The organism is Yinghuangia seranimata (assembly GCF_029953285.1).
Taxonomy (GTDB): domain Bacteria; phylum Actinomycetota; class Actinomycetes; order Streptomycetales; family Streptomycetaceae; genus Yinghuangia; species Yinghuangia seranimata.
Map to the genome: position 1 here is coordinate 120509 of NZ_JASAOI010000038.1, position 17216 is coordinate 137724.

At 72.9% G+C, this 17216-nt stretch carries 16 protein-coding genes; 4 read left to right on the forward strand and 12 right to left on the reverse strand.

Going from position 1 to position 17216, the window contains the following annotated elements:
* Positions 1-70: 70 nt before the first annotated feature.
* Complete coding sequence (locus QI554_RS24430; RefSeq protein ID WP_281472359.1) at positions 71-1063, forward strand: LLM class flavin-dependent oxidoreductase; 993 nt, start codon at positions 71-73, stop codon at positions 1061-1063.
* A 104-nt stretch (positions 1064-1167) separates the two neighbouring features.
* On the opposite strand, the gene smc is transcribed toward QI554_RS24430, so the two are convergent.
* Both smc and QI554_RS24440 read right to left on the reverse strand, forming a co-directional pair.
* On the reverse strand, positions 1168-4917 hold the full coding sequence (gene smc / locus QI554_RS24435) for a chromosome segregation protein SMC (RefSeq protein ID WP_281472360.1): 3750 nt from the start codon (positions 4915-4917) through the stop codon (positions 1168-1170).
* A gap of 246 nt (positions 4918-5163) precedes the next feature.
* Complete coding sequence (locus QI554_RS24440) at positions 5164-5358, reverse strand: hypothetical protein (RefSeq protein WP_281472361.1); 195 nt, start codon at positions 5356-5358, stop codon at positions 5164-5166.
* 714 nt (positions 5359-6072) lie between these two features.
* On the opposite strand from QI554_RS24440, the gene QI554_RS24445 reads away from it, so the two are divergent.
* Positions 6073-6735 (forward strand): CAP domain-containing protein, encoded by a 663-nt coding sequence (locus QI554_RS24445; protein ID WP_281472362.1) that lies wholly within the window; start codon positions 6073-6075, stop codon positions 6733-6735.
* A gap of 54 nt (positions 6736-6789) precedes the next feature.
* On the opposite strand, the gene QI554_RS24450 is transcribed toward QI554_RS24445, so the two are convergent.
* From QI554_RS24450 to rsmD, 8 genes are all read right to left on the reverse strand, one after another.
* Positions 6790-7347 (reverse strand): GNAT family N-acetyltransferase, encoded by a 558-nt coding sequence (locus tag QI554_RS24450; RefSeq protein WP_281472363.1) that lies wholly within the window; start codon positions 7345-7347, stop codon positions 6790-6792.
* Positions 7348-7385: 38 nt separating this feature from the next.
* Positions 7386-8258: a bifunctional DNA-formamidopyrimidine glycosylase/DNA-(apurinic or apyrimidinic site) lyase gene (gene mutM / locus QI554_RS24455; RefSeq protein ID WP_281472364.1), complete on the reverse strand. Its 873-nt coding sequence runs from the start codon at positions 8256-8258 to the stop codon at positions 7386-7388.
* A 3-nt stretch (positions 8259-8261) separates the two neighbouring features.
* Positions 8262-9014, reverse strand: coding sequence for a ribonuclease III (gene rnc / locus QI554_RS24460; protein WP_343230815.1), 753 nt, complete (start codon positions 9012-9014; stop codon positions 8262-8264).
* A 20-nt stretch (positions 9015-9034) separates the two neighbouring features.
* On the reverse strand, positions 9035-9208 hold the full coding sequence (gene rpmF / locus QI554_RS24465) for a 50S ribosomal protein L32 (RefSeq protein ID WP_281472365.1): 174 nt from the start codon (positions 9206-9208) through the stop codon (positions 9035-9037).
* A gap of 2 nt (positions 9209-9210) precedes the next feature.
* Positions 9211-9726, reverse strand: coding sequence for a YceD family protein (locus QI554_RS24470; RefSeq protein WP_281472510.1), 516 nt, complete (start codon positions 9724-9726; stop codon positions 9211-9213).
* A 277-nt stretch (positions 9727-10003) separates the two neighbouring features.
* Entirely contained in the window at positions 10004-10900 is an 897-nt protein-coding gene (locus QI554_RS24475; RefSeq protein WP_281472366.1) for an ATP synthase subunit B family protein, read from the reverse strand.
* A gap of 61 nt (positions 10901-10961) precedes the next feature.
* A complete protein-coding gene (gene coaD, locus QI554_RS24480; protein ID WP_281472367.1) occupies positions 10962-11444 on the reverse strand; it encodes a pantetheine-phosphate adenylyltransferase in 483 nt (160 codons plus the stop codon).
* A 78-nt stretch (positions 11445-11522) separates the two neighbouring features.
* Positions 11523-12092 carry a 16S rRNA (guanine(966)-N(2))-methyltransferase RsmD gene (gene rsmD, locus QI554_RS24485; protein ID WP_281472368.1) on the reverse strand — a complete coding sequence of 190 codons (570 nt, stop codon included), beginning with the start codon at positions 12090-12092 and terminating at the stop codon, positions 11523-11525.
* 137 nt (positions 12093-12229) lie between these two features.
* Here rsmD and QI554_RS24490 point away from each other — a divergent pair, with 137 nt between their 5' ends.
* Together QI554_RS24490 and QI554_RS24495 are read left to right on the forward strand one after the other, a co-directional pair.
* Positions 12230-12652 carry an SRPBCC family protein gene (locus QI554_RS24490; protein WP_281472369.1) on the forward strand — a complete coding sequence of 141 codons (423 nt, stop codon included), beginning with the start codon at positions 12230-12232 and terminating at the stop codon, positions 12650-12652.
* Entirely contained in the window at positions 12652-13104 is a 453-nt protein-coding gene (locus QI554_RS24495; protein ID WP_281472370.1) for a MarR family winged helix-turn-helix transcriptional regulator, read from the forward strand. Before QI554_RS24490 ends, QI554_RS24495 begins: the two co-directional genes overlap by 1 nt.
* A 77-nt stretch (positions 13105-13181) precedes the next feature.
* Here QI554_RS24495 and recG read toward each other — a convergent pair whose 3' ends face one another.
* Positions 13182-15449 (reverse strand): ATP-dependent DNA helicase RecG, encoded by a 2268-nt coding sequence (recG, locus tag QI554_RS24500; protein ID WP_281472371.1) that lies wholly within the window; start codon positions 15447-15449, stop codon positions 13182-13184.
* 73 nt (positions 15450-15522) lie between these two features.
* Entirely contained in the window at positions 15523-17211 is a 1689-nt protein-coding gene (locus QI554_RS24505; RefSeq protein ID WP_425528042.1) for a DAK2 domain-containing protein, read from the reverse strand.
* Positions 17212-17216 lie beyond the last annotated feature (5 nt).

Below are 17216 nucleotides of genomic sequence, written 5' to 3' on the forward strand. Positions count from 1 at the left end.
ATGCGCCCATGTCGCCGGTGGCGGGCCCGCCCCCTGGTTCGACGGGTCGATCGGAAGGTGTGCAGCCCCCATGGCAGTGACGAACCTGCGGTTCAACCAGGTGACGCCCGGACTCGACCGGGCCGACGTCGCGTCGCGCTACCAGGCCACCATCGAGATGGCCAGGTTCGCGGACAAGAACGGCTTCGACATGGTCACCCTGGAGGAGCACCACGGTGCGGAGAACGGGTGGAGCCCGTCGCCGCTGAGCACCGCGGGCGCGATCTTCGGCGCGACCGAGCGCATCGGCGTCATCATCTCGGCGCTGCTGGCTCCGCTGTACGACCCGATCCGGCTCGCGGAGGACATCGCCGTCCTCGACAACATCAGCGGCGGCCGGCTCTCGATCGTCGCGGGCCTGGGCTACCGGCCCGAGGAGTACGCGGGGATCGGCAAGGACTGGAAGCGCCGCGGCAAGATCCAGGACGAGGTCCTGGACACGCTGCTCAAGGCGTGGACCGGCGAGCCGTTCGAGTACAACGGCGAGACCGTCCGCGTCACGCCGCGCCCGTTCACCGACCCGCACCCGATGGTCATGGTCGGCGGCACCGCCAAGGCGTCGGTGCGCCGCGCGGTCCGCTTCAGGCTGCCGTTCTTCGCGGCCGCGCCGCTGCCGGAGCTCGAGCAGTACTACTACGAGCTGGCGGCCGAGGAAGGCTTCGAGGGCGGCTTCGCCATGCTGCCGCCGGCCACCACGAAGATGATCTACTGCACCGAGGACCCCGACAAGGCGTGGGCGGAGTACGGCAAGTACTTCCTCCACGAGGCGGAGACCTACGCCGGGTGGCAGACCCCGGACATCGAGTCGGTCATGGAGTCCTCCGCGCACAGCGTCGACGCGCTGCGCGAAGAGGGCATATACGCGTGCCTCACGCCCGACGAGTGCGTCACGCTCGCCAAGAGCGCCGGCCTGACCGACGCGCTGATCCTGCACCCGCTGTGCGGCGGCCTGCCGATCGACGCCGGCTGGGCGAGCCTCCAGCTGTTCAGCGACAAGGTCATGCCGCACAACAAGCCCGAGTGACGGCGACCGTATAGGTAGAGACACAGAGGCACAGAGACACAGAGAAGAGGGCGGCCCCGGAGTCCGGAGCCGCCCTCTTCGTGTGTCTACGCCCGACCGGCCGCTCAGACCCGCTCGGGCTCCTGGACCTCGGCCGGTGCGGCGTCGCCCTCGACGCGGCCCGCCGCGATGTCGGCCTGGAGCGCCGCGGCGGCCCGGGCCGCGCGGGCCTCGTCCGCGGCGGCCTCCTCGGCCCGCGCCGCCTCGCGCGCCTGCTTGGCCTCCTCGGCGTCCTTCGGCAGCCGCTGGCTGATCACCGTGGTCACACCGTCGCCGCGCATCGAGACGCCGTACAGCGCGTCGGCGACCTCCATCGTGCGCTTCTGGTGGGTGATCACAATCAGCTGCGAGCTCTCCCGCAGCTCGGCGAAGATCCGGATCAGCCGTTGCAGGTTCGTGTCGTCGAGCGCGGCCTCGACCTCGTCCATGACGTAGAACGGACTGGGCCGCGCCTTGAAGATCGCCACCAGAAGCGCCACCGCGGTCAGCGACCGCTCGCCGCCGGACAGCAGCGACAGCCGCTTGACCTTCTTGCCCGGCGGCCGCGCCTCGACCTCGACGCCCGTGCTCAGCATGTCGTCGGGGTCGGTCAGGATCAGCCGCCCCTCACCGCCCGGGAACAGCCGCGAGAACACGCCCTCGAACTCGCGCGCGGTGTCGTGGTACGCCGAGGTGAAGACCTGCTCGACCCGCTCGTCGACCTCCTTGACCACGGTCAGCAGGTCGCGCCGGGTGTTCTTGAGGTCCTCCAGCTGCTCGGTCAGGAAGTTGTGCCGCTCCTCCAGCGCCGCGAACTCCTCGAGCGCCAGCGGGTTGATCTTGCCGAGCTGCACGTACGCCTTCTCGGCCGCGGCCAGCCGCTTCTCCTGCTCGGCACGCACATAGGGACGCGGCTGCGCCTCCTTCGACTCCGGGTCGCGCACCTCCCCCTCGGCCGGCGGCGACGGCGGGACGAGCTGGTCGGGCCCGTACTCCTCGACGAGGCCGGCCGCGTCCATGCCGTGCTCCTCGAGCGACTTGGCCTCCAACTGCTCGACCCGCAGCCGCTTCTCGGTACGCAGCATCTCGTCGCGGTGCACCGAGTCGGTCAGCTTCTCCAACTCCGACGCGAGCTCCCGCACCCGGGTGCGCTCCCGCGCGAGCTCCGCCTCGCGCGCGGCACGCGCCCGCTCGGCGGCCGTCCGCTCGGCCTCGGCCCGCGCCAGTGACGCCTCGACGTAGCGCAGCAGCGTCTGCGTACCGGCCAGCACGGCGCCGGCCACCCGCGCCTCGACCGCCATCCGCTCACGCCGCTCGGCCGCCCGCGCCCGCGTCTCGCGCTCCATCCGCGCCCCGCGGTCGAGCGAATCCGCGCGCCCGGACAGCGCCTTGACCTGCTCCTCGTGGGTGCGCAGCGACAGCCGCGCCTCCATCTCCGCCTGCCGCGCCACGGTCGACTCGTGCGCGAGCCGGTCGCGCGTCGCCGAGTCCGGCTCCTCCTCGTCGGGCGCCTCCTCGGCGACCTCCAGGCGGGCCGACAACTCCTCGTACGCGAGCTGGTCCTGCTCCTTGGCGGCCTCCGCCTTCGCGACCGCCCCGGCCAGGCGCTCCGCCTCGCCGACCGCGGCGCGCGCCTGCCCGCCCAGTCGCCCGAGCTCCTTCGCGGCCGCCGACCGGGCCTTCTCCACCTCGCGCCGCTCGGCCGTCAACTGCTCGACGGCGGCGGCCGCGTCCTTGCGCCCGGCGGTCGCGTCGGCGAGCGCGGTCTTGGTCTCGGTGCAGCGCACGGTCAGCGTGTCGAGCCGTGCGACCGCCTCGTCGACCGCGGCCTGCACCTCCAGCAGGCTCGCCCCCGACGCCGAGCCGCCGTGCGCGAAGTCCGCGCCCACCAGGTCGCCGTCGCGCGTGACGGCACGCACCTCGGGGAGCGACGCGACGAGTTCGCCCGCGGCCGCCAGGTCGTCGACGACGGCGACCCGGGCCAGCAGCCGGTGCACGGCGTCGCGCACCGGTTCGGGGGCCGACACCAGCCGTACCGCGTACACCGCCGTCGCCGGCAGCGACGGCCAGTGCGCCGGATCCGCGTCGTCCCGGCCGGAGTCGGCCGCACCGCCGCCGACGAGCAGGCCCGCGCGGCCCGCGTCGTCCTTGCGCAGCAGCCGCAGCGCGTCCACGGCCGTGTTCACGCCGGACACCGCCACGGCGTCCGAGGCCGCGCCCAGCGCCGCCGCGACCGCCTTCTCCGCGCCGTGCTCGACGGTCACCAGCGCCGCGACGGTCCCGAGCACGCCCGACAGCCGGTCGCCCGCCGCGAGCAGCGCGCCCGCGCCGTCCTTGCGGCTCAGGCCGATCTCCAGGGCCTCCTTGCGGGCGGTGACGGCGGCGCGCTCGCGCTCCGCCTCCTTCTCCGCGTCCCGCGCCTCGGCGAGCGCCTCCTCGGCCTCCGCGAGCCGCTCGCGCGCGGCCTCCAGGCGCTGTTCGACGTCGCCGCCGCCGTCCGCGTCGTCCTCGCCGCCGCCGACCTCGGCCTGCAACGCGTCGAACTCCGCCTGCGCGGCGGCCGCCCGGGCCTGTGCGCCGGTCAGCGACTCGGTGAGCCGGCCGATCTCGGCGTCCGCGCCGGCCACCCGGCTGCGCGCCGCGTTGACCTGTCCGGCGAGCCTGGCCAGCCCTTCGCGGCGGTCCGCGATCGCCCGCGCGGCGGCCTTGAGGCGCTTCTCCTCCTCGGCGAGTTCGCGCTCCAGCTCGGACCGGCGCTCGGCGGTCTCGGCGAGCTGGACCATCGCCTCTTCGAGCGCCTCCTTGAGCTCGGCCTCCTGCTCGCGGATGCGGGCCGCCTCGCGCTCCATCTCCTCCGGGTCGCGGCCGCGCCGCTCCTCGGGCTGCTGCCCGGTCGCGTGCCGGACCCGCTGCTGCGCCAACCCCGCCGTACCACGGACGCGTTCGGCCAGGGAGGACAGTTCGTACCAGGTCTCCTGGGCGCGGGCCAGGCGCGGCGTCAGCGCCCGGACCTCGGCCTCCAGCGTCGCCTCACGGGCCTGCACCTCGCCCAGTTCGCGCTCGGCGGCGGTGCGGCGCTCGCGCAGCGCGGCCTCGTCGGCGATCTCCTCTTCGAGGTTCCTGCGCAGCGTCACCAGGTCGTCCGCGAGCAGCCGCAGCCGCGCGTCGCGCAGGTCCGCCTGGATCGCCGCGGCCCGCCGCGCCACCTGTGCCTGGCGGCCGAGCGGCTTGAGCTGGCGGCGCAGTTCGTTGGTCAGGTCGGCGACGCGGGTCAGGTTGGCCTGCATCGCGTCCAGCTTGCGCAGCGCCTTCTCTTTGCGCTTGCGGTGCTTGAGGACGCCGGCCGCCTCCTCGATGAACGCGCGGCGTCCCATCGGGTCGGCCTGGAGCACCGAGTCGAGCTGCCCCTGCCCGACGATGACGTGCATCTCGCGGCCGATGCCGGAGTCGGACAGCAGCTCCTGGATGTCGAGCAGACGACAGGTATTGCCGTTGATCGCATATTCGGAGCCGCCGTTGCGGAACATCGTCCGCGTGATGGTGACTTCGGTGTAGTCGATCGGCAGTGCGCCGTCGGTGTTGTCGATCGTCAGGCTGACCTCGGCGCGGCCCAGCGGGGGGCGCCCCGAGGTGCCGGCGAAGATGACGTCCTCCATCTTGCCGCCGCGCAGCGACTTGGCGCCCTGCTCGCCCATGACCCAGGACAACGCGTCGACGACGTTCGACTTGCCCGAGCCGTTGGGCCCCACGACACACGTGATGCCCGGCTCGAACTTCAGCGTCGTCGCGGAGGCGAAGGACTTGAACCCGCGGAGAGTGAGGCTCTTGAGGTGCACCCGCCGCAGCGTACCCGCCCATCTCTACGCGCAAGTCGCAGATCCGCGACCGAACGGCGTGTCGGTCGGGGTGTGACATGGGATATGACGGGGTATCACGTCAGCACGACGGTCGGCCGCGAGCCGACCTGCAGTCATAACCGGTTGGGGGCGCGGACGCGGGGGACGGAACAGCGAAACGAGGGGGAACGAGGGGGGAACGACAAAGGGACGCCGAAGGCGTCCCTGGTAGTTATCGGATCGAACTCATGCCCGAGAGAGCACGGGCTCGACCTGAGCTACGTCGAAGCGGTCGTCCGCGGCGGCGTAAAGCGCGTCGTTCTCCGCCTGGACTCGGATGAGCTCCGTCTCCAGGTCACGGACGCGCTGCTGAAGCCGTCGCATCTCGGAGACCAGCCGGGGGTCGGGGCCGCCGACGTAACCGAGAAGCGCCTTCGCCATTAGAGGGTCCTCCACGCTGAGTGACCGACCGGCATCTGCGGGTCGAAATTACGCACCCGGCCACGTGGCTCCTGATAGGGTGCGCGGGCTTCCAGCGTCGCACCAAAAGCGCAGCAGGTCAATATGATCACGGCGCGATAACTGAACCGTCACCCGGTCGGCGGCATGTTCACGCGGACGGGACGGCTCTCGTCTGGCTGTACGAGATCATCAATTCTCTTGGCAGTCAAGAACATATTCGAGACCCGCCAACCGTGCAGCAGACTTTTTCGGATCGAGATGTCGATCTTGAAGTCGCGCCCCCAGCGTACCGCACGTCACTCCACTTTCCTTGATCCACTCGGATCGCCCTGGCCACGGGCCGCACACCGGTTTCACGCGGTGGCGGACGCCGATCGCGCGGCGTCCCGGAGTCGTGGCCGGAACTCCTCGCCGGTGCTCTAGAGTCGCTCCGCAAGCTCACCCGAACGGGTGAGCGCGCCACCCGTCCGGCGCGTCGCGCCGGGGTGCCGAGGACGAGGCGAAGGGGAGTCCGTGGCCCGGCACAGCCGTCCTTCCGCAGCACCGTCCCCGCGCCGAAACGCGGGCGGCCACCGACGCCGCGACCCTGGGCGTCGACGCGCGCGGACGGCCGCGGCCGTCCTCTGCGTTCTCCTCGGCGCGGCCGGAGTCTCGCTCGCCACAGGGCAGTTCGACGGCGACAGCAAAGCCCCGGTGCACGTCGGCGCCGCGGCACTCCCGAAGGACCCGGGCACCGCCTCCGGCGCGACGGGCTCCCCCGGCACGCAGGCCGACCGCGGCCTCCCCGGCGCCGCGGGCGGCGGGCCCGGCGCGGGCGTCCGCGTCACCCCGGTCACGGCCGGCCCCACCACCGCGCCCGCGACCGCCTCCCCCTCGACGGCACCGCCGACCACCGCCGCGCCGAGCCCCACCCTGACGACGGCCGCACCGACCACGACGCGCGCGACCACCCCGGCGCCGACGCCGACCGGGACCACCGCCGCGGCGTACGAGGACCAGGTCCTGGCACTGGTGAACACCCAGCGCGGCGCGGCGGGCTGCGCCCCGCTGACCGCCGACCCGGCGCTCCGGGACCTCGCCCGCGCCCACAGCGACGACATGGCCGACCGCGACTACTTCGCCCACGACACCCCGGACGGCAAGACTCCGTGGAACCGCGCCGCAGCGGTGGGCATCGACTACCTGGGCGCCGAGAACATCGCGCGCGGGCAGGCGACCCCCGCGGCGGTGATGGACGCGTGGATGAACAGCCCGGGCCACCGCGCGAACATCCTCGACTGCGGCCTGCACAAGCTCGGTGTCGGCGTGCGCACGGGAACCGGCGGCCCCTGGTGGACCCAGGACTTCGGCCGCTGACCGACGTTCCGCGGGCCCGACGGACGCGCTGAGCGGCTTTGCGGCCTGCCCGCGTCAGCGCGGAGCGAGGCGTATGTGGCGGTGGCCGTCGAGCGGGAACTCCGGCGGGAGGGCGGGCAGGACCTCGTCGAAGACGTAGCCGGCCTTTTCGGCGACGCGGCACGACGCCGTGTTGTCGATCTGGTGCAGCAAGTCCAGCGCCTCAAGGTCGAACTCGGCGAACGCCCAGGCGGTCAGCGCCTCCACGGCGCGCGGAGCGACGCCTCGCCCGCGGGAGTGCCCGGCCGTCCAGTAACCGACCTCGCCCATCGAACCGCGCGTCGCGACGTTCTTCACCACGACGTTGGCGACCAGCCGCGGCCCGGCGGGTCCGTCGTCCGGCTCGAAGACCGCGAGGCTGTAGCGGTTTCCGGAGTCCCAGCCGCGCCATTGCACGTCGAGCCAGCGCAGCGCGTCCTCGTCGGTCTCCGGCACATGCCTCAGGGTCGTGCGCAGCACCGGGTCGCGGTAGGCCTCGATGAGCGCGGGCGCGTCCTCGCGGCGCCACGCGCGCAGCGTCAGTTCCGGCAGTTCCGCGGTCGCGGGGACGGTCAGGCTCGCGGTGGCGGTCATCGGACGATCGTACGTGCGGGTCGGCCCTGCCGGGCGGGTCAGCGCCGGCGGGGCCTCGGGACCGGCTGGCACTTGGGGCAGAAGTACGAGCTGCGATTCATGAACGACATCCGCCGGATCGGCGTGCCGCAGCGCCGGCACGGCTCGGCCTCGCGGCCGTAGGCGTCCAACGAGCGGGAGAAGTAGCCGCTTTCACCGTTCACGTTGACGTACAGGCTGTCGAACGACGTGCCGCCGGCCGCCAGCGCGTCGGTCATGACGTCGCGTGCGGAGGCGAGCAGCAGCGCGGTCTGCGGCTTGGTCATCGTGGCCGTCGAGCGCGCGCCGTGCAGCCTGGAGCGCCACAGCGCCTCGTCGGCGTAGATGTTCCCGATGCCGCTGACCAGCGACTGGTCGAGCAGCGCGCGCTTGAGCTCGGAGTCGCGGCGGCGCAGCGCGGTGTGGAACGCGGTGTCGTCGAACGCCGGGTCGAGGACGTCGCGGGCGATGTGCGCGATGGACGGCGGGAGCGCGGCGCCGCCGCGTTCGACCGCGAGTCCGCCGAAGGTGCGCTGGTCGACGAACCACAGCTCGCGGCCGCCGTCGGTGAACGAGAAGCGCACGTGGAGGTGCTTCTCGCGGGGTGTGTCGGGGTCGTTGACCAGGAGCTGGCCGCTCATGCCGAGGTGGGCGAGCAGCGCGTCCTCGGGCTCGGCGGCGCCGGGGGCGGTCAGCGGGAGCCACAGGTACTTGCCGCGGCGCAGGGCGCCAGCGACCGTCACACCGGACAGCGCGGCGGTGAAGTCCGCGGCGCCCGCCGTGTGACGGCGGACGGCGCGCGGATGCGACACCTCGACGGCCGCGACGGTGCGGCCGACGACCCAGCGTTCCAGGCCGCGCCGGACGACCTCGACCTCGGGCAGTTCGGGCACGGCTCAGCCGGCCTTGGACGCCTCGGCCGACGAGCCGTTCGCCGCGGGCGAGGTCCCGTCGCCGTACTGCGCGCGGATCGCGCGCCAGGCGCTCTCGGCGGCCTGCTGTTCGGCTTCCTTCTTGCTGCGCCCGACACCGGTGCCGTAGTCGACACCGCCGACCCGGGCCAGCGCGGTGAAGGTCTTCTCGTGGTCGGGTCCGGTCTCGGAGACCACGTATTCGGGCACGCCGATGCCGGTGGCGGCGGTCAGCTCCTGGAGGCTGGTCTTCCAGTCCAGGCCCGCGCCGAGGCCCGCGGAGGCCTCGATGAGCGGGTCGAACAGCCTGTGCACCAGCTCGGAGGCGGCGTCCAGTCCCTGGTCGAGGTAGACCGCGCCGATGATCGCCTCGAGGGTGTCCGCGAGGATCGACGACTTGTCGCGTCCTCCGGTGCCCTGCTCGCCGCGCCCGAGACGGATGAACTTCCCGAGCTCGAGCTTGCGGCCGACGCCCGCGAGGGCGCGCGAGTTGACCACCGCGGCACGCAGCTTCGCGAGCTGCCCTTCGGGCAGCTCGGGGTGCGCACGGTAGAGGGTGTCGGTGACGACGAGCCCCAACACCGAGTCGCCGAGGAACTCCAGGCGCTCGTTCGTGGGGAGGCCACCGTGCTCATACGCGTACGAGCGATGTGTGAGTGCGCGTTCCAGAAGGGCGGCGTCGACTGTCCAGCCGAGCCGCCCTTCCAGATCCGCGAACTTCGCAAGCGAGTCCGTCACAGAGAGGACCTACCCGGCAATCAGACCTCGAGGACCTGGCGGCGGTTGTAGGTGCCGCAGGTCGGGCAGGCGATGTGGGCCAGCTTCGGCTGACGGCAGCTCTCGCAGGTCACCAGGTTGGGGGCGACGGCCTTCCACTGGCTGCGGCGGTGGCGGGTGTTGCTGCGCGACATCTTCCGCTTCGGAACAGCCACGGCTACTTCTCCTGGTTCTCATCGGCGCGAGAGGCGCCGTTGTCGTCGGCTTCGGCGGTCGATCCACCGAAGAGGCCCTGCAACGCCGACCACCTGGGGTCGGCCGTCTCATGGGTGTGACCGGGGTCCTCGTCGAGCAGCGCCCCGCATTCGAGGCACAGCCCGCCGCAGTCCTCGCGGCACACCGGCGAGAGCGGGAGTGCGAGCACCACCGCGTCACGCAGCACCGGCTCGAGGTCGAACAAGTCGCCCACCAGCCGGGGGGCGTCCTCCTCGGCGTCCTCGTCCGGGTAGACGTACAGCTCCTGGAACTCGACCGTGAGCTCGCGCTCAGCAAGCGGTTCCAGGCACCGGACGCACTCACCGGCCAACGGCACCGTGGCGACGCCGGAGACCAGCACCCCGTCCATGACCGCCTCGAGCCTGAGTCCAAGCTCCAGCGGCGCACCTTCGGGGACGCCGATCACCTCGATCTTCATGTCCGCCGGCGCCGGCACGTCCAGCGACACCTTGCGCATGGACCCAGGCCGACGGCCCAGCTCGCGTGTGTCCACGACGAGCGGGTTGCGGTGGTCCAAGCGTTCCAGGGTGTCCTGCCTCAATGCGGTGCCACCCCCCACGAGCGGTGGGAGGTTGCGGCGGTCATGAATGCCGGCCCCGGGGTCGCCTTTGCGGGCATCCCGAACAGGGCCGGTCCACAAGACTATCGCAAGTGGTGGCCAGGCCCCCAAATGGGGGCCCGCCCACCGTACTGACCTGCGACGATCGTTTCCGGCCCGGGTCGGACAGCCGGGGTCAGCCGCCCTGGCGGCCGTCCTGCTGGAACTGCCGGACGTCGATCAGGCTGGTGTCGAAGAAGCTGGTCTCGTCCAGCGCCGCGTCGTAGCGCTGCTGGACGTGGCCGCCCTGCTGCGGGACGCCGGTCTGGCCGCCCGGGTAGGCCGGCTGCTGGTACTGCGGGACCTCGTAGCCGCCCGACTCGTAGGTCGGCTGCTCGTAGCCGGACTGCGCGGCCGGGTACGAGCCGGTGTCGTAGTAGCCGCCCTGCTGCGGCGCGGCGGCCGCGGGCTGGTAGGCGGGCTGCTCGGGGTAGCCGCTCTGCTGCGCGGGCACGGCGGCGGCGTGGCCGAGGAACGGGGCGTTCTCGTCGGCGTCGAGCGCGGCGGCGAGGCTGCCGACCTGGTGCGAGCCGGTGCCGCCCTCCGCCTCGTCCTGCGCCTTCAGGTACTCGCCGAGGTCGTCGATCGCCTTGCGGCCGCGCATCTTGTCGCGGCCGCGGCCGACCGCGGACAGCGTCTTGGTGAGCACGACCTCGAAGTTCGCGAGCTTCTGGTCGACGTAGTCGTCGGCCTCGCCGCGGATCCGCTCGGCCTCGAGGCGCGCGGCGGTGAGGATGCGCTCGGCCTCGGCGTAGGCCTCGCGGGCCACGTCGGTCTCGGCGATCAGCGCGCCGCGCTGTTCCTGGGCGCCCGCGAGGACGCGCTCGGCTTCGCGGCGGCTCTCCTCGACGACGGCGTCGCGGTCGCTGATGATCTTCCGCGCCTGGGCCATCTCGTCGGGCAGGAGGCCCTTGACCTCTTCCAGGCGGGCGATGACCTCGGCCCGGTTGACGACGCACGAGGCCGACATCGGCATCGAACGGGCGTTCTCGACCAGAGCGATGAGCTCGTCGAGCTTGGGCTGCACGTCCACGGGCGTTGCTCTCTCTCCTGGTGCCGGGGGCCGACACCACAGCGTACGAGCAGAAAGCGCGCTACTTGTCGGCCAACCGTTCGGTCAGCCGCTGGAGCACGGGCTCCGGCAGGTATCCGGACACGTCGCCGCCGTAGGTCGCGACCTCTTTGATGAGGCTCGACGACAGGAAGCTGTACAGCGGATTGGTGGCCACGAACAGCGTCTCGACCTCGGTGAGGCCGTAGTTCATCTGGGCCATCTGCAGCTCGTAGTCGAAGTCGGTGACCGCGCGCAGGCCCTTGATGATGGCCGGGATGCCGCGGCGCCGGCAGAAGTCGACGAGCAGGCCCTCGAAGGCCTCGACCTTCACATTGCCGTAGTGCGCGGTGACTTCCTCGATCATCTCGACGCGCTCTTCGACCGCGAAGAGGCCCGACCGCTTGTTGCGGTTGAAGCCGATCGCCACATAGACCTCGTCGTACAGGGTCGACGCCCGGCCGATGATGTCCAGGTGCCCGTTGGTCACCGGGTCGAACGACCCGGGGCAGACGACTCGACGCACGGGTTCTTCCCCTCGATCGCGGTCCAAAGGCACTGCTCGCGCGACTGTTTTCCCGGTCTTCTCTCCGGTCAGCGGCAGCTAGGCGCGCGCGGCGCGACCGTACCAGAGCGTGGCTTCGCCGTATTTGCGGGACCGGATCTCCTCGAATCCGGGAGGCCAGGCGAACGTCCCGCCGCGGGTGGCGCGCTCGGCGGCGACGATCGCTTCGGAGGCCAGCCAGCCGCCCTCCCTGAGCGCGGTCAGCAGCGTCGCGACGTCGGCGTCCGGCAGGGCGTACGGCGGGTCCAGGAAGACGATGTCGTACGGCTCGGCGGGCGGCGCCTCGGCCGGCAGCCGCTCGGCCCGCACCGCACGCAGCTCGGCGCCGGGCAGCGCGACCGCCTTGATGTTGGCGCGCACCGTCTTGCCGGCCACCGCGTCCGACTCGACCAGGAGCGTGTGCGCGGCGCCTCGCGACAGCGCTTCCAGGCCGACGGCGCCCGAGCCCGCGTACAGGTCGAGGACGCGCGCGCCGTGGAAGGTGCGGCGCAGGGACACCAGTGTGGAGAAGAGCCCCTCCCGCGCGCGGTCGGAGGTCGGGCGGGTGCCGTCGCCCGGGGGGACGGCGAGGCGGCGGCCTCCGGCGGCGCCGCCGATCACACGGGTCATCGGGCGGCCCCGCCCTGCTGGTGCTTCATGCGGACAACGCTACCGGCGCGCCCTTCGGGCACACCGCTTGACCGATAGTCTGCGCGCAGATAATCTGTACGCAGGCAATCGGGCACGACAACGCAAGGGAGACCGCCATGTGGGAGTACCAGCACGCCGTCGAGACCACCGCCTCCGCCTCCGCGATCTGGAAGCTGTGGGCCGACGTGGACGGCTGGAGCACCTGGAACGCGGACGTCGAGAAGATCGACCTGCGCGGGCCGTTCGCCGAGGGCTCCGAGTTCACGATGTACATGCCGGGGCAGGACCCGGTGACGCTGACCCTCGGCAGCTGCGTCGAGAACGAGCACTTCGTCGACCGCGCCGAGATCGAGGGCCTCGTCCTCACCACCACGCACCGCATAGCGCAGGGCGGGGATGGCAAGGTTCAGGTCGTCTACCACATGACGATCGACGGCCCCGGCGCCGACGAGGTCGGCGCGGAGATCGGCCCGGCCATCACCGGCGACTGGCCCGAGACGGTCGCCGCCCTCATCGCCCGGGCGGAGGAGCGCGACTGATGGCACTCGAACCGGGCGACAGCCCCGGACTCCTGCTGTGGCATGCCACGCTGCGCTGGCAGCGCGGCATCGCCGCGGCCCTCGCCCCGCTCGGCCTCACCCACGTGCAGTTCGTGCTGCTCGCCTGCACGTGGTGGCTCAACGAGCAGGGCGGACACCCGAACCAGCAGGCCGTCGCGCGGCAGGCGGGCACCGACGTGAAGATGACGTCGCAGGTGCTGCGCACGCTGACCGACAAGGGCCTGATCGAACGCGAGGTCGACCCCGCCGACACCCGCGCCAAGCGGCTGCGGGTGACCGCCGCGGGGGCCGCCCTGGCCCCGCGCGCGATCGAGGCCGTCGAGGCGGTCGACACGGCGTTCTTCGGCGGCGTACCCCGCGCCGACGTGCTGGCGGTGCTGCGGCCGCTGGCGAACCCGGAGGACATCGAGGACGGCCGTACGGCGGGCTGAACTCCGGCGTACCGCGAAAACAGCGGGCGCGGGCCGGTGGAGGCGGTCGGGGGCCCGCCGACCCGGCCCTCCGCCGTTCAGCCCTTGTCCAGGTACTCCGCCCGGTCCTCGTCCAGCAGGCTCCCCAACGCCGTGCGCAGTTCCGGGTGTTCGGCGAGCTCCGGGTCGCGGGCCACGATGGCGTTCGCCTCGTCGCGGGCGGCCACGATCACGTCCTCGTCGCGGACGACCGCCAGCATCCTGAGCGACGAGCGGCTGCCGGACTGGGCGTCGCCCAGGACGTCGCCCTCCCGGCGCTGCTCAAGGTCGATCCGGGACAGCTCGAAGCCGTCCAGCGTCGCGGCGACCGCGTCGAGGCGTTCGCGCGCGGCGGTCGCCGCGGGCATGTCCGAGACCAGCAGGCACAGGCCGGGCGCCGAGCCGCGGCCGACGCGGCCGCGCAGCTGGTGGAGCTGCGAGACGCCGAACCGCTCGGCGTCCATGATGACCATCACGGTGGCGTTGGGGACGTTCACGCCGACCTCGATGACCGTGGTCGCGACCAGGACGTCGACCTCGCCCGCCGTGAACCGGCGCATGATGTCGTCCTTGGCGTCGGGCGCCATGCGGCCGTGCAGGATCCCGATCCGCAGCCCCTTGAGCGGCCCGCCCTCCAGCCCCGCCGCGACGTCCAGCACGGCGAGCGGCGGCCGCTTGTCGGCGCCGCCCTCCGCGTCCGCGCCCATGTCGTCCGGGTCGTCGAGGTACGCCTCGGGCGGCAGGTCGTCGTCGACCGGGGCCTTCTTCCCCTTGGCCTTCTTCTTCGCCTTGGGGTCGTCCTCCTCGTCGCCGATGCGCGGGCACACCACATACGCCTGGTGCCCCTTGCCGACCTCCTCGCGCAGCCGCTCCCACGCCCGGTCGAGGAAGTTCGGCTTCTCCCGCGCCGGCACCACGTGCGTCGCGATCGGCGAGCGCCCGGAGGGGAGTTGGTCGAGCACCGAGGTCTCCAGGTCACCGAAGACCGTCATCGCCACCGTGCGCGGGATCGGCGTCGCCGTCATCACCAGCAGGTGCGGCGGCCGCTCCGACTTGCCCCGCAACGCGTCGCGCTGCTCGACCCCGAACCGGTGCTGCTCGTCCACCACGACCAGGCCTAGGTCGTGGAACTTGACCTTGTCCTCGATCAGCGCGTGTGTCCCGATGACGATGCCCGCCTCGCCCGTCACCAGGTCCAACAGCGCCGCCCGCCGCGCCGGCACCCCCATCGACCCGGTCAGCAGCGTCACCTTCGTCCCGACGTCGGACCCCCCGAGCATCCCGGGCCCCTCGGCCAGCGGCCCGAGCATCTCCACGATCGACCGGTGGTGCTGCTGCGCCAGCACCTCGGTAGGCGCCAACATGGCCGCCTGCCCCGCAGCGTCCACGACCGTCAGCATCGCCCGCAGCGCGATGAGCGTCTTTCCCGAGCCGACCTCGCCCTGGAGGAGGCGGTGCATGGGGTGTTCGGCCGCGAGGTCGGCGGCGATCTCGGCGCCCACGGAGACCTGGCCCTCGGTGAGGGTGAACGGGAGGCGGGCGTCGAAGGCGTCGAGGATGCCGTCGGGCCGGGCGGAGCGGGGGACGGCGGTCTGGGAGCGGGCGGCGAGGCGGCGTTGGGCGAGGGCGATCTGGAGGACGAAGGCCTCGTCCCACTTGAGCCGGTCCTTCGCGGCCGTCACCTCGCCCCACGAGGTGGGCTTGTGGATCCACTCCAGGGCCTGGCGCAGGCCGGGCATGCCGCGCCGCTCCAGGAGTTCCGGGGGCAGCGGGTCGGCGAGCTCGCCGAGCGTGTCGAGGGCCACGCGCACGCACTGCGCGATCTTCCAGGACGGCATCGCGGCGGCCGCCGGGTAGACCGGGATGAGGGCGCCCGCGAACATCGCGGCGAGGCTGCCGCCCTCGTCGTCGTCGCCGTCCGCGTCCATCAACTGGTAGTCGGGTTGGTTCAGTTGCAGTTCGTCGCGGAACCGCGCGACCTTCCCCGCGAACAGCCCGCGCAGCCCCGGGCGCAGCTCCCGTTCGCGCCACGCCTGGTTGAAGAACGTCAGCTTGAGGTTGCCGCGCCCGTCGGTGACCACGACCTCCAGCAGGTTGCCGCGCCGGTTGCGGAACTGCCGGTTGGTGACCTTGGCGATCTCCGCCATGACGGTGATGTGCTCGTCGACCTCGAGGCGGGACAGGTCGGTGAGCCGGCCGCGCTCGGCGTACCGCCGCGGGTAGTGGCGCAGCAGGTCGCCCAGCGTGGTCAGGCCGAGGGACTTGCCGAGCACCTTCGCGGTCCGGTCCCCGACCAGTTTGGCCAGCGGTTCATCGAGGCGGGACATGGCGGCGGTGGTTCTCCCTGGCGGGCCGACGGCGGTGTGGCCCGACGTTACCCGGCCGCGGGGACAGCCCGGGTCATTCGACGCCGATCAGCAGCGGGTAGATCGACTGGCCGCCGTCGTAGACGACCGCGTCGACCTCGGGCCTGCCGTAGCGCATGCCGCCCACCAGCGCGTCCGCGATGCCCTCGGCGAGCGCCGCGCCGGTCACCAGGGTGACCAGCTCGCCGCCGCCCGCGAGCATGCGGTCGAGCACGATGCGGCCGGTCTCCGCCAGGTCCTGGCCGATGACCGCGATGTCGCCGTCGATGATGCCGAGGACGTCGCCGGCCTGGCACACGCCGGCCATCGTCCAGGCCTCGCGCGTGGCGGTGGTCAGCGCGCCGTAGCGGGTCGCGCCGGCCGCCGACGTCATGCCGACCACGTCCTGGTCGAAGCGCCGCCCGGGCTCGTGGACGGCGAGCGCCGCGATGCCTTGAACGGCGGCCTTGGTCGGCACCACCTGGACGCGGACGCCGTACGCCTGCGCCTGCTCCCCCGCGACACCCGCGACCGCGTGCCCGTCGGGGTCGTTCGGCAGCAGGACGACCTCGCGCGCGCCGGTGTCCCGGATCGCGTCGACGAGCGCACCCGTCGACGGGCTGCGCCCCGGCCCGGCCTCGACGACGTGTGCGCCGGCCTCGGTGAACAGCGCGGCCAGGCCGTCGCCCTGCACGACCGCGACGATCGCCCGGCGTACCGCCGCGGGCGCGTGCTCGCGCTCGCGCTCCCGCGCGGCCGCCGCACCCGTCAGGTCGAGGTGGGTGATGCGGATGCGGTGCGGCCGCCCGGCCTCGACGCCCGCTTCGACCGCGGCGCCGGCGTCGTCGACGTGCACGTGGACGTTCCACAGCCCCTCGCCGCCGACCACCACGAGCGAGTCGCCCAGCGCGTCGAGCCGCTCGCGCAGCGCCGGGACCGCCTCGTCGGGCGCGTCGAGCAGGTAGATCACCTCGAACGCGGGCGCGCGCGGGCCGTCGTCGCACGGCTCCTCGTCGGGCTCGGGGCGCAGCGGCACCGGCACGTGGGTGCGCGGCACGGCCGCGGGGCGTTCGCCGGTGACCACCGCGACCAGCGCGTCCAGGAGCACGCACAGGCCGCGGCCGCCGGCGTCGACGACTCCGGCGCGGCGCAGCACGTCCAGCTGCTCGGGGGTGCGGGCGAGTGCCTCGCGGGCCGCCGAGGCGGCGTTGCGCACGACCGCCGTCACTTCGTCGGGGGACGCGTCGCAGCCGTCGGCGGCGGCGCGGACGACGGTCAGCATGGTGCCCTCGACCGGCCGCGCGACAGCGACGTACGCCGCCTCGGTCGCGCGGCGCAGCGCCCGCCGCAGCACCGGCCCGCTCGGCCGCGGGCGCCGGGCCTCGGCGGCCTCGCGGTACTCGAGCTCGATCTGGTCGGCCATGCCGCGCAGCAGTTGGCTGAGGATGACGCCGGAGTTGCCGCGCGCGCCCATGAGCGCGCCGTGCGCGAGGGCCCGGATGGTCTCGGGCAGCGTGGGCTCGCCGGTCCCGTCGCCGTTGGCGTCGGCTTCGCGCGCGAACAGCGCCTCGACCTCGGCGGTGCCGGACTCCAGCGTGAGGAACAGGTTCGTGCCGGTGTCGCCGTCGGGCACGGGATAGACGTTGAGCGCGTCGATCTCCTCGCGGGCGCGGCCGAGCTGCTGAAGCCCGGTCCGGCACCAGCGGCGCACCGCCGGAGCGTCGAGCTCTCCCAGCACGCCCACCTCGT

Excerpts from the sequence above, each read along its gene's own strand:
- QI554_RS24430 (WP_281472359.1), top strand. The coding sequence starts at position 71 with ATGGCAGTGACGAACCTGCGGTTCAACCAGGTGACGCCCGGACTCGAC.
- QI554_RS24440 (WP_281472361.1), bottom strand. The coding sequence starts at position 5,358 with ATGGCGAAGGCGCTTCTCGGTTACGTCGGCGGCCCCGACCCCCGGCTG.
- QI554_RS24450 (WP_281472363.1), bottom strand. The coding sequence starts at position 7,347 with ATGACCGCCACCGCGAGCCTGACCGTCCCCGCGACCGCGGAACTGCCG.
- QI554_RS24470 (WP_281472510.1), bottom strand. The coding sequence starts at position 9,726 with ATGCGCAAGGTGTCGCTGGACGTGCCGGCGCCGGCGGACATGAAGATC.
- rsmD (WP_281472368.1), bottom strand. The coding sequence starts at position 12,092 with ATGACCCGTGTGATCGGCGGCGCCGCCGGAGGCCGCCGCCTCGCCGTC.
- QI554_RS24490 (WP_281472369.1), top strand. The coding sequence starts at position 12,230 with ATGTGGGAGTACCAGCACGCCGTCGAGACCACCGCCTCCGCCTCCGCG.
- QI554_RS24495 (WP_281472370.1), top strand. The coding sequence starts at position 12,652 with ATGGCACTCGAACCGGGCGACAGCCCCGGACTCCTGCTGTGGCATGCC.
- recG (WP_281472371.1), bottom strand. The coding sequence starts at position 15,449 with ATGTCCCGCCTCGATGAACCGCTGGCCAAACTGGTCGGGGACCGGACC.